The sequence below is a fragment of the Varibaculum sp. genome (genome assembly GCF_008661855.1).
GTDB classification, from domain to species: domain Bacteria; phylum Actinomycetota; class Actinomycetes; order Actinomycetales; family Actinomycetaceae; genus Varibaculum; species Varibaculum timonense_A.
This window is the reverse complement of sequence record NZ_RPZY01000057.1, coordinates 69,964-81,750: the sequence shown is the minus strand read 5'-3', so window position 1 is coordinate 81,750 and position 11,787 is coordinate 69,964. Positions and strand designations below refer to the sequence as shown.

8 protein-coding genes are annotated in these 11,787 nt (G+C 48.2%); 2 read left to right on the top strand and 6 right to left on the bottom strand.

The window, feature by feature from the left end:
- The first annotated feature begins 417 nt into the window (after positions 1-417).
- Positions 418-1,347: a Fic family protein gene (locus tag QZT94_RS08245; protein ID WP_296773355.1), complete on the top strand. Its 930-nt coding sequence runs from the start codon at positions 418-420 to the stop codon at positions 1,345-1,347.
- Between the two features lie 87 nt (positions 1,348-1,434).
- Here the strand turns inward: QZT94_RS08245 and QZT94_RS08240 are convergent, their stop codons facing one another.
- The 6 genes from QZT94_RS08240 to QZT94_RS08215 form a co-directional block, all read right to left on the bottom strand.
- Positions 1,435-1,959, bottom strand: a complete 525-nt coding sequence (locus QZT94_RS08240) for a hypothetical protein (protein ID WP_296773353.1) — start codon at positions 1,957-1,959, stop codon at positions 1,435-1,437.
- A gap of 69 nt (positions 1,960-2,028) precedes the next feature.
- Positions 2,029-2,544: a hypothetical protein gene (locus tag QZT94_RS08235; RefSeq protein ID WP_296773352.1), complete on the bottom strand. Its 516-nt coding sequence runs from the start codon at positions 2,542-2,544 to the stop codon at positions 2,029-2,031.
- A 68-nt stretch (positions 2,545-2,612) separates the two neighbouring features.
- On the bottom strand, positions 2,613-3,125 hold the full coding sequence (locus QZT94_RS08230; protein ID WP_296773350.1) for a hypothetical protein: 513 nt from the start codon (positions 3,123-3,125) through the stop codon (positions 2,613-2,615).
- 10 nt (positions 3,126-3,135) lie between these two features.
- Positions 3,136-5,103, bottom strand: coding sequence for a MucBP domain-containing protein (locus QZT94_RS08225; RefSeq protein ID WP_363928444.1), 1,968 nt, complete (start codon positions 5,101-5,103; stop codon positions 3,136-3,138).
- A gap of 125 nt (positions 5,104-5,228) precedes the next feature.
- Positions 5,229-5,972: a hypothetical protein gene (locus tag QZT94_RS08220; protein ID WP_296762443.1), complete on the bottom strand. Its 744-nt coding sequence runs from the start codon at positions 5,970-5,972 to the stop codon at positions 5,229-5,231.
- Between the two features lie 188 nt (positions 5,973-6,160).
- A complete protein-coding gene (locus tag QZT94_RS08215; RefSeq protein WP_296762445.1) occupies positions 6,161-10,738 on the bottom strand; it encodes an acyl-CoA dehydratase activase-related protein in 4,578 nt (1,525 codons plus the stop codon).
- 82 nt (positions 10,739-10,820) lie between these two features.
- On the opposite strand from QZT94_RS08215, the gene QZT94_RS08210 reads away from it, so the two are divergent.
- The gene (locus QZT94_RS08210) at positions 10,821-11,723 is read left to right on the top strand and encodes a TetR family transcriptional regulator (protein ID WP_296762447.1); all 903 of its coding nucleotides are present in this window, start codon (positions 10,821-10,823) and stop codon (positions 11,721-11,723) included.
- Positions 11,724-11,787 lie beyond the last annotated feature (64 nt).

The window sequence follows — 11,787 nt, the reverse complement described above, 5'->3', positions numbered from 1 at the left end:
TGTCGGTATTGGGCTAAAAGGCGGCGGATGTGGCGTGGGGAGGTGTCGAAGTGTGTGGCGGCTTGGCTGGTGGTCATTGCTACTTCCGTCACTGCAAGGACAATGGCACGGTTCTTTGAATAAGACATGCTTGAGATTACAGGTTTTCGGACAAATGACCTGGGACATTAAAAGAGTTTTTTCTTATTACAAGCGGACACAAGTCCTGAAAGACCTTAAAACCCCAACCCCAAGAAAAACGGACACATCTCCTGAAACCACACAGGCAGCTGTTCCAGGGGAAGGAACGATTAGGATGAATCTGGTTTAAGAGCCCCTGAATACCTTTCAAATCTTTATCTTTACCTCGCAACCTTAGCATCTTTACTTATAGCTGGTTTCTTGCTGTAATAAGTAAAGATTTTGGAGGTGTTTGCGGTGTACGACTACGAGGGGCTAAACCAGAAACTGCTAGAGCGGGGCTTGAAGAAATCTGAGCTGACTTCAATCCTGAAAATCTCCTCGCGCACTATCGCCAAAATCGCGAAGGGAGAAAAGCTGGCAGATCAGGTCATGGACAAGCTATGCGGCTATTTTTCCTGCAACAAAGCGGATCTGTGCCACACAGTCTCCCCTAACCCCGTCCTCCAACGGCTTAGAGAAGAAAAGGAACACCGGATTCCCAGCGGGCTTTACCATGAGCTGCAAATCCGCATGACCTACAACTCTAACCACATTGAGGGCAGCACCCTCAGCGAAGAGCAAACCAGACGGATTTTTGAAACCAATACTCTGGGAGCCGAGGACGACCTGGTAGTTGATGACATCATTGAAACCGTTAATCATTTTCGCGCTATTGATTACTGCATTGAGGTAGCAGAAGAAGCGCTCAGCGAAGAGATTATTAAGCATCTTCACTATCTGTTGAAAATGAGGACGCAAGCGGAAAGGCTTGCCTGGTTTCAAATCGGAGATTACAAGCAACGCCCCAATGTGGTGGATGGCACTAAGACCAGCACACCTAAAAAGGTGCCCGCAGCTATGAAAGCGCTGATAACTGCTTACCTGGCAAAAGAAAATGTGTCCCTAGCTGACATCGTTGAGTTTCATTACCGGTTTGAAAAAATCCATCCTTTTCAGGATGGAAATGGGCGCGTAGGGCGGTTGATTACCTTTAAGGAATGCTTAAAACAAAATCTGGTGCCTTTTATTATTGAAGATCGTAAAAAGTATCACTACTACCGCGGCTTAAAAGAATACGAATCGCAACCAGGCTTCCTACTTGATACCTGTTTAGATGGGCAAGATACTTTCCGCGCCCTCCTAGAACTATTTGAAGTCGAGACTCCCCCTAACAGCCAAAGATGATGTCAAATAAAGGTATTTTATTCAGCGGCTCAAGGGATTGAAAGCCACCGCGCCTAATCATGCATTCCAGAACCCACGAGAATACCGCTAGTTAAACCGGTCTTTATTTAGCCAATCATAAACCCACTGCAAATTAAACAAGGGCGCAGACTGTGCATCAATCACCGGCTGAACCACCCGAAAAATATCCCGCTTAATCGCAGAATCATCAACCGGATCATCAGAATAATCGAGAGTTTTAGCATTATAAACCCTCAGTAATTGAAACTTTTCATCAAATATATATATCCATGATTCACCATCGTAATATCTATACTCTCCAGAAAAATTATAATTAAAATATTCTTCTTCTTGCTTTGAATTTAGATTATTATAAATAGTCCTGTCACCATCGTAATCATATTTAATCCCTTTAATATCTGGGTTGTAAATCCAGCGCAAATTTCGCACTACCTCCAAAAGAACCGGCTCTACCCCCTCACGATGAGGAGTATGCTGAGCATAATAAACCGAAATCTCCTTCAAATTCAGCGCCCCATATCCAAACCAAACCACCCCAACAAGTACAACAACAAAAACCGAAAGAAAAACTTTCTTAAGTGTCTTAAGCACTAGAAAACCCTCCCCTCAATAAGTCAAAACCCAAACAAATTCTTTTACTACAAGAACCTCCAATATAAACTAATTAAAGCGGTCTTCATTCACCCAATCATAAACCCACTGCAAATTAAACAACGGCTCCGACTGCGCATCAACCACTGGCTGAACCACCCGAAAAATATCCCGCTTCACTGCTGAAACATCGACTGGTTTAGAAGTAAACTCTAGAGTTTTCACATTCCACACCGATATCAATCTAAATCTTTTATCGAACGTATAAAGCAAAAAGTTGCCATCATCATACAAGTATTCTTCCCGGAAGTAATAGGCAAGGGAAGCAGCTTCACTCTTCCCATATTTTTTATTATAGATATTTCTATAGCCGTCGTAATCGTACTTTATCCCTTTAATATCTGGGTTGTAAATCCAGCGCAAATTACGCACTACCTCCATAAGAACCGGCTCTACCCCCTCACGATGAGGAGTATGCTGAGCATAATAAACCGAATTCTTCTTCAAATTCAACGCCCCATATCCAAACCAAACCACCCCAACAAGCGCAACAACAAAAACCGAAAGAAAAATCTTCTTAAACACCAAAACACCTCCCCTCAATAACTAAATTCTCAAGCTACTTTTTTTATTACAAGAACCCCCACTAGAAACTAATTAAATCGATCTTTATTTACCCAATCATAAATCCACTTCAAATTAATAAACGGCTCCGACTGAGCATCAACCACCGGCTTAACAGTACGATAAATATCTCTCTTCACTGCCGAAACATCAACCGGCTTAGATAAATACTCTAGATTTTCATCATCAAAGATCCTAACTATTTTAAAGTTTCCATCAAAAACGTACGTTACATCACCTTTATCGTAATACCTGTACAATTCAGAGGAGTAATAACTAAAGGCTGCAGTCTTGCCGTTAGAATCAGTATTGTAAATTATATTATTCCCATCGTAATCGTACTTTATCCCTTTAATATCTGGGGTGTAAATCGAGTCAAGGTTACTCGTTACTTCCATAAGAACCGGTTCCACTCCCTCACTATGAGGAGTATGCTGAGCATAATAAACCGAATTCTTCTTCAAATTCAGCATCCCATACCCAAGGCAAAATGCACTAACAAGCCCAACGACAAAAACCGAGAGAAAAACCTTCTTTAACATGAATCTACCCCTATCCCCAAAGCCGCCTAAAGAATCCTGCTGCAGGCTTTAGTATTTTATTTTTTATGAAACTTTTAACAGGTTTAATAATTTGTTTTTTAACAAAGCTACTGACAGGCTTAATAATTTTTTGATATATAGGTTTAATAACCGGTTTTATTAGCTTGTTATGGACGTGTTTAATTATTTTTTTAAAGACCGGTTTCACTATCCGCCGGTAGATAGGTTTTACAAGTTTACGATACAAGGGCTTAATTACCCGCCTATACATTGGTTTAATAATCCGTCTTTTAATATTCTTAATCAACGGTTTAATAATCTTGTTTTTCACACGGTGCACTGTCGGTTTAATAACCCGCCCATACAGGGGATATACAATCTTTTTCGCTAATCTCACTGCTGGCTTAATCACTTTACGTACCACAGGTTTAAGAATGCTCTTTTCTACCGAAAAGCGAGTAGATTTAATAATCTTGGAGTTTGCAGGGGATGCTAAACTTCTTTCATAGGAATGAAATAGAAATAGCTTGGAGTTAAGCACAGTAAACTTAAAACGATTTTTCTTTACATTCCCAATGCTACTTTTAAACTTTTCCCACTCTTTTAATATTCTCTTTTTAAATACAGAAAACAGCTTAATTCCTACTAAAGCGAGAGCCCCAAGCGTAATAGTAGCATACCAAGTATTTAACCATTCTTGGGTTTTCGCAGAGCCCAAGGGGTATGCCTGCTGTGCGAGCACTTCACGATATAGGCGCTGTCTTTCAACAGCCAAATTGCGCCGATGATAATACTTGATTAGCACTTTATCTAAAGGAAGATTTTTAAAATCAGGGTGATAATGAAAAATAATCGCATCAATATCAGTATTGCGGTCTTTACTATCAACATGTGTCAGCTTATCCCCAGTCAAGGAGTTAAGCTGAAAGAAATTATCGCTGGGACTAACCCCCAGGAAATTACTAGGAGACAACCCGGCTAGAAACTTTAATGCTTCTTTGTTAGGGCTACTCTTTTCCGCGGAAGCAAGAGTAGTCGCAAAATGCGGAAAATCAATTCTGTAGTTGTTCCATCGATGAACAGTAACGAGGGTTTTGTAAATGTCCTCACGGTTTCTTACCTTGGGTTCTTCGCCAAAATCATTCACCCGTGATTGCAACTTGTCGTCGTGGTACACCGGATAAGCAATTGCGTTAGCAATAAAATGGTTGATTTTATGAGTATCACTACCATATTTCCGGCGCGCCTGCCGTCCCATCTCCTCAACGTAGTCGAGGAATAACCGTTTCTCTTCTGCGCTCATCCCGGTATTTACCAAAAAAGGATCACTCGTACCCTGCGCAGCACTATTATTAGCGACCCTGCCGTGAGTGCGCATCGGCTCTCTGTTAGCTGGCAAAGCCTTAGAAGCCGGTTTAGGTGCAGGAAAACGCCGAGCCTCCCGCTTTATCTGAGGGGAGCGGGCAAGACTTTTACGACCCGCAACCGCAGATGAGGAATGCTTAGAATAAGTGGGGTAACTTCCAGGATTACCTACCTGGCGGGAAGAACTGGCTTTAATCGGAGAATAAATAAACCTTACCCGCGGACGATAAATATCGCTAACATCTTTCTCCACAGCTGCCAGCTGATATTTGTCAATACCTGGCGCAGAAAAACTGTAGCTTTCCCCGGTATAACCCTTGAAACGTTCCTCGGGTTTCAGCTCCCTCCCCGAAGTATCCACATAGCTAACCGAGATATGTTGCCGTAGTCGTGGCGTAATTTTAGCTTGCAAGCTCGAACCGAAAATATCGTACCTGACCGCCTTGGGATAATGATACGAGTTATTAACCCGTTGCGGAGTAGGAGAATAAAAAACATAGTTAAAACTTGATAGGAAACCCGCCCCTAAATACCCGCCACGAGGGAGAGCTGCCGAACCGTTCAGATTAACGGCTCCCCTGGTAGTGTCATAAATAATCCCATCTTTCTTCACCAGATGAGAATCAGGCGGAATAACCTCAACTAGATTAGCTAAATCCGTTTCCACCCCCTGAGCAGAATCAATATCGGTGGAAATAAAACTGACCACAACCGGTTGCTCCACGAAAGTACCATGCTTCACAATCTGTTGACGCAAACCCAAATTACTGGCATTATCATACAAAACCGCAATAGAGTTTCCGCGAGCACCCGGAAAAACTGTTCCCCGATAAAACCCAGACCTTTCACTTTACTGTTCGCATACCCCGAATGAGCTGCCCAATCCTCTTTATCTGAACCGGTCACCGTCCAAATCAAATCAAGATCAATACCCGACCGAGTTTTACCCACATAAGTAATCCTGCCAGAATCGCCATCATCAATCCGAAAAGCCTTAACCCGAGCCTTCGGGACATCATTAGGGAAAACAGAAAAATCAAAATCCCCAAGAATTTGCCCTTTAATTAACTCGACCCCAGTGCGAGAAGACCAATGCAGGCCCTCCGGCGACAGAAAACTATCATCAGTAAGATTATCTGCAACCAGAGAAATCGTTATGTACTTAAAGTAGCTGATTCCCTTGGCAGAGCGATTAAAATCCCCAAGAACATTTACTTCCTCAATAATCGGATCCCGGTTATCACTAGCGGAATCAATATCCTGCACTGGAACCGAAGAAGGCGCGGAACCCCCAATAGTGACAGTAGGTTCGATATTCCCAGATACCGTGGGTTTAATTGCAGCATCATTGTCAGCAGCGGTATTTCCAAAGCCTGTTCCCCTCCCTGGCTTATCCGGTTCGGCCGCAAAAACAACCGGGACACTCACCCAATAAAAGAGAAAAATAAACACCAGCAACAAAGCAGGCAGGTTTCTTTTCATATCTTTCCCAAACTCAAAACCCCAGAAGGGAGCCAACCACGGAATAACTGAACAACCAAAACCCTAACTAAAAACATGATAAAAAATCAATAAAATAGTTGATTCCCCAGCGAGAGCACAACCAATAGAGGTAACATCGGTATTACCGGGGTCACAATGGGGTGTCCTCGGCTAGTAATTCACCAGTCTTAGCGTGCGGCGCTCACCGGGGTAATCGGCAGGGAACGCCTACCGGCAGGGCTGACTTGAACCTCAGAATTCCACTGCACTCCGCTTCCACACGAGGATGCGCATCCGCAGCCGCCTCCGCTCGTGCCCTCGGGTAAACCATCGAAATCATCAGCCACTTCCTCACCGCGCAGGGCGGTCGCAATCATCAACTTGATCCGGTTCAGCTGATTAACTTCCGAAGCTCCCGGGTCATAATCGACCGCCACTACATTGGCCTGCGGATACCGGTTACGCAGCGCGCGGAACATACCCTTGCCAATCACATGGTTCGGCAGGCAGCCAAAAGGCTGAGCGCAAATAATGTTGGGGCAGCCATGCTCAATCATGTCCACCATTTCTGCGGTCAAATACCAGCCTTCACCAGCCTGATTACCCATTCCGGCTATATCGACAGAACGCGCCGCCATATCTTTAATTCGCCGGTGCATCTCGAACTTGCCGTTAGTTTTGGCGAAAGCCCGGCGAATCGCATCCTCATAGAGCTCTAACGCCCACAACCCCGCATCCATAGCTAACTTAACTTTGCGAGAATTGCCCATTTCATCCCGCTCAAAGTTTCCGCTGGCCAGAGAATAGTGGAAGAACTGTATCAGGGTAGGCAGTTCCGCTTCGCAGCCCTCTTCCTCAATCATCCTCACCGCATGGTTATTCGCATCCGGGTGGAACTTCACTAGGATTTCTCCCACCAAACCAACCCGGGGCCGGCGTGGCTCATCGTTCAACGCCAAAGCATCGAACTCTTTGACACATTCCTTAATCAGGCGGGAATAACTGAGGCGGCCGCCCCAGGTGGCCGAGTATTTCCCAGCCGCAAACCATTCCTGGATAATCTGATCCCACCGCCGATAAAGCTCCATCGCGGAACCTTTCACCAGCTCATAGGGGCGAATGCGCAGCAGCATAGTCTGCAACATGTCCCCTAAACAGATAGCTTGCAAAATCCGGTGGATTTCCGACCAAGACAGCTGGAAACCCGGGTTTTCTTCAATACCTTGCACCGAGGCGGCAATCACCGGTACCTGCGGATAGCCGGCATCCCGCAACCCTTTACGCAGCAAGGATGCATAATTAGTTGCCCGGCACATTCCTCCGGTCTGCGAAATCGCCACCGCCGTTTTATCTGGGTTGGCACGCCCAGAAGTAAACTCCTCAATCAGCTGCCCGATCACCACAATCGCGGGGTAACAAGAATCGTTGTTTACGAACTTGAGGCCAGTTTCCATAGATTCGCGGGAAGTATGTTCCAGCAAACGCACGTTCAACCCCGCGCGGCGTACCACCGGTTGCGCCAGGCGGAACTGGATAGGCGCCATTTGGGGAACCAGAATCTCCCAACCATCTTTGCGCATCTGCTCGGTGAATTTAGAATTCACCTGCACATGCCCGGCTTTCGCTAGGCGGGCTTCTTCCTCCGCAGCTTCGGCGGCCGGATCTATGCGAGTAGGAACTGCCGCTTTCTCTGGCTCTCTTGGCGCAGCATCCGGATTACCAATCCGATCGCTACTTGGATAGGTAAGCACCGTGGAGTTTTCCCGCTCCCGAGTAGCCGCATCTAGGGAGCGCAGCCGAATCCGGGCGGCTCCCAGGTTGGAAACCTCATCAATCTTGAGGACAGTATGAACGTCTCCGCGCCCCTCCAAAATCTCTTGTACCTGGTCAGCGGTAATCGCGTCCACTCCGCAACCAAAAGAATTCAGCTGTACCAGTTGCAGGTCAGCTTCATCACCTACCCGGGCGGCGGCCTCATAGAGTCGAGAGTGGTAAGCCCACTGGTCACGCACCCGCAAGGGTCGCTCCAGGCGGCCATCGAGCACCGAATCTTCGGTAAACACCGCCATTCCCAAGCCGATAATCAACTCCGGAATCCCGTGATTGACTTCCGGATCCAGGTGATAGGGTCGTCCAGCCAGCACAATCCCGCGCACCCCGTTTTCACGAATCCAGGCTAAAGCTTCGCGGCCTTTCTCCCGAATCTCTGCCTTGACAGCGGCATCCTCTTCCCAAGCCGCGTCCAAGGCCGCTTTCGCTTCCGCCTCGGTCACGTTCCAATCAGCGAATACTTCCGCAATCCGTTTGGGCAAAAACTCTCGGTTACCCAGGTTCAAGAACGGGCTGATCAGGCGAACATCGCTATCTTGCACCGACTCCATGTTGTTGCGGATAACCTCGGGATAGGTACCCACCACCGGACAGTTAAAGCAGTTATCGGTTCCTTCCACCAGCTGTTGTTCATAAATCACCGAGGGATAAAAAATAGTTTTTATCCCTTTCTTGAGCAGCGACTCGATATGCCCGTGCACAAGTTTCGCGGGGTAACAGATATTTTCAGACGGAATCGACTCCATCCCCGTCTCGAACAGGTCATGATTGGAGCGTCCCGAAACCATCACCCTAAAGCCCAGCTTGGTGAGCATAGTGAACCAGAGCGGATAGTTTTCATACATATTCAGTACCCGGGGAATACCGATATCCCCGCGGAATGCTTTCTTTTCGGTCAGGCGGCGATACCCGAAAATCCGCTTATATTTCCAATCAAACAGGTTCGGCAGTGCCGACTTCTTGGGTACTTTTTCTAAGGAGGCTCCGCGTTCGCAGCGGTTCCCCGACACGTGCCGCTCCCCATTCGAGAAAGTAGAAATAGTCATCTGACAGTGATTTTGACACAGCCTACAGGTCTTGCGAGTAGTCTCTACCTGGAATTTCTCTAAGTCTTCCAGGGTTGCCAAGGTGGATTCACCCTGGCCATCATCTCCTTGTTTCGCAATCAATGCCGCCCCATAAGCACCCATCAAACCGGCGATATTAGGGCGCACCACTTCCCGTTTAGTTAGCAGCTCAAAAGCCCTGAGCACTGCATCATTAAGGAAAGTTCCCCCCTGGACAACCACCTTTTCTCCCAGCTCTTCAGGGGTTTTGAGTTTAATAACTTTATAGAGGGCGTTACGCACCACCGAGTAGGAAAGCCCAGCCGCAATATCTTTCGGACTTGCGCCCTCTTTTTGCGCCTGCTTTACCGAAGAGTTCATAAACACGGTGCAGCGCGTACCCAAATCCACCGGCGCTTTGGCAGCTACCGCATCGGCGGCAAAGTTCTGCACACTGGTTCCCATAGTGGCAGCAAAGGTCTGCAAGAAAGATCCACAACCAGACGAACAAGCCTCGTTCACCGAGATAGAATCCACGGCTCCACCGCGAATCTTCAGATATTTCATATCTTGCCCGCCGATATCAATCACCGAGGAAACCCCCGGCAGCAGGTCTTCAGCGGCGCGGAAATGCGCCATAGTTTCTACTTCACCTTGCTCTAAGTTAAGGGCGGTTTTCACCAGCCCCTCCCCATAACCAGTGGAACAGGCACGCCCAATATAGGCGCCCTCGGGTAGTTCAGTACGGATACGGCGCACAATCTCGACTGCCGCGGAAACCGGGTCGCCCTCGTTGGAGGCATAGTGGGTGAATACGATCCGTTTGTCCTGGTCAATCACGACTGCTTTAATCGTGGTAGACCCGGAATCTACCCCCAGGAAGCAGCGTCCTCGCGCCTCGGATAACGGTAGTTGCGGGATTACTTCTTTATCGTGGCGAGCACGGAATTCCGCCAGTTCTTCTTCATTAGCAAATAGCGGGCGCATCCGCTGCGAATCAGTATCGATTTTCCCGGTGGTCAGGTTGGTTATTAACTGTTCGAGGGGGCGCGGCTCCTCTTTACCTGCGCTTAAGGCTGCCCCTAAGGCCACGTAAAGTTCGGCGTGTTCCGGGGTGAAGAAACTATCGGCTTTGGGGAGCAGCTCCTCATAGGCTTTGCGCAGGTTAGGGAGGAAGTGCAGCGGCCCGCCCAGGAACATTACGTTTCCGCGAATCGGGCGTCCACAGGCCAGTCCGGCAATAGTTTGAGTGGCGACCGCGGTAAAAATCGAGGCCGCGAGATCTTCGTGCGCCGCGCCCTCGTTAAGCAAAGGCTGCAGGTCTGTTTTGGCGAATACCCCGCAACGCGAGGCAATCGGATAGAGCTGATTGGCGCGCGCAGCAAGTTTGTCTAGTCCCGAGGCGTCGGTGTGCAACAAGGTAGCCATCTGGTCGATGAAGGCGCCGGTGCCTCCCGCGCAGGTGCCGTTCATGCGCTGCTCCGGGGTGGGATGCAGATAGGTGATTTTGGCGTCTTCCCCGCCCAGCTCAATAATCACATCGGTTTGCGGGTGAGTATCTCCTACTGCTTTAGTGCCGGCAATAACTTCTTGCACAAACGGCACTTTCATCGCTCCGGCAACCGAAAGTCCGCCCGACCCGGTCACTGCAGCTTTTACGGTGATTTCCGGATGCGCCGCGTTAATATCGCACAGCAAGCCCGCCAGTTCCCCCCGCACATCTGCGTGGTGGCGGCGATAGTCAGAAAAGACTACCTGCCGCCCGTCGAGTAAGACCGCTTTTACCGTGGTAGAACCAATGTCGATGCCCAGTTTGAACGTATGCGTCTCCCCGCTTGAGGCAAAGCCGTCTCCACCCGCGAGTTCAAAAGGGGCAGTTGTCTTACTCATAGCATCTCCCGGAGTTGTTATCACCACCTCAAGGTAAGCTGAAAACGCTAAATTCACAGGGTGTTGAAATTAGGATAAAACCATGAATGCAAAAACCAGGGAAAACCGCACCAACCAGCAAGAACGCAAGAGCCGGCAAAAACGAGCCAGCGGAGAAAGTTTCGGTGACGATGAATTAACCACCGGTGATTACGAAAAGGAAACGTTAGCTAATTCGCGTGCTCGGGATTTAAAACCAGGAATTAAGAAAGACAAAGCCCCATCCTCTGCTCCCAAAACAGCCAAACGTTCCCCTGGTCACGGGAGGGGACCGCGAGGAGCGCGCGGGCAAATGCGCGAACAGATCAAGCAGGTTGCCGAATCTCAGTTCATTGCCCGCGGCTATGACGGCACTACGATGCGTTCGATTGCTAAAGGGGCGGGTTGCGACCCCGCAATGGTCAGCTATTATTTTCGCTCTAAACAGCGGCTATTTCGCGACTGTTTCGACCTTCCGCTAGATCCCTTGGAGCAAATTCTGCAGTTATGGGAACCTGGGTTGGAGGGGATAGCCGACCGCCTACTTGATTTCGCCTTCACTCTCTACGAGGAACGCCTCACCAAAGATCGAATGAAAGCCCTGATGCGCGCACTTATCACTGATGCGGAAACCACCCAGCGGTTTCGCAGCTATATCCGCGATAATCTACAAAAAGGGGTAGTCCAACTGCTCGATTCGCTTGCCCCCTATCTTCCTCCGGCACAAAAAAGGCAGCTAGAGGTACGCTTCCCGATGCTGATTGAGATTTTGATGTCCATGATTTACGGGGTAGCAACGATGCGTTATATCGTGCAACTAGAGCCGGTAGCCTCCATGGAGCGCAGTGAATTACAGAACCGCCTCGCCCCCATATTGCAAACCCAAATAAACAACCTGGCTCGGGAAATCTTCCCCACGCTAACGTCCAGCTTCCCGGAAAGTAACGACCAAAACCCGGTTTATTAGGAGTAATCTTTTATATTCAGAAAGGTCTGATTAGCTCTGTCATATTTCATAAACCCTCAAGGAG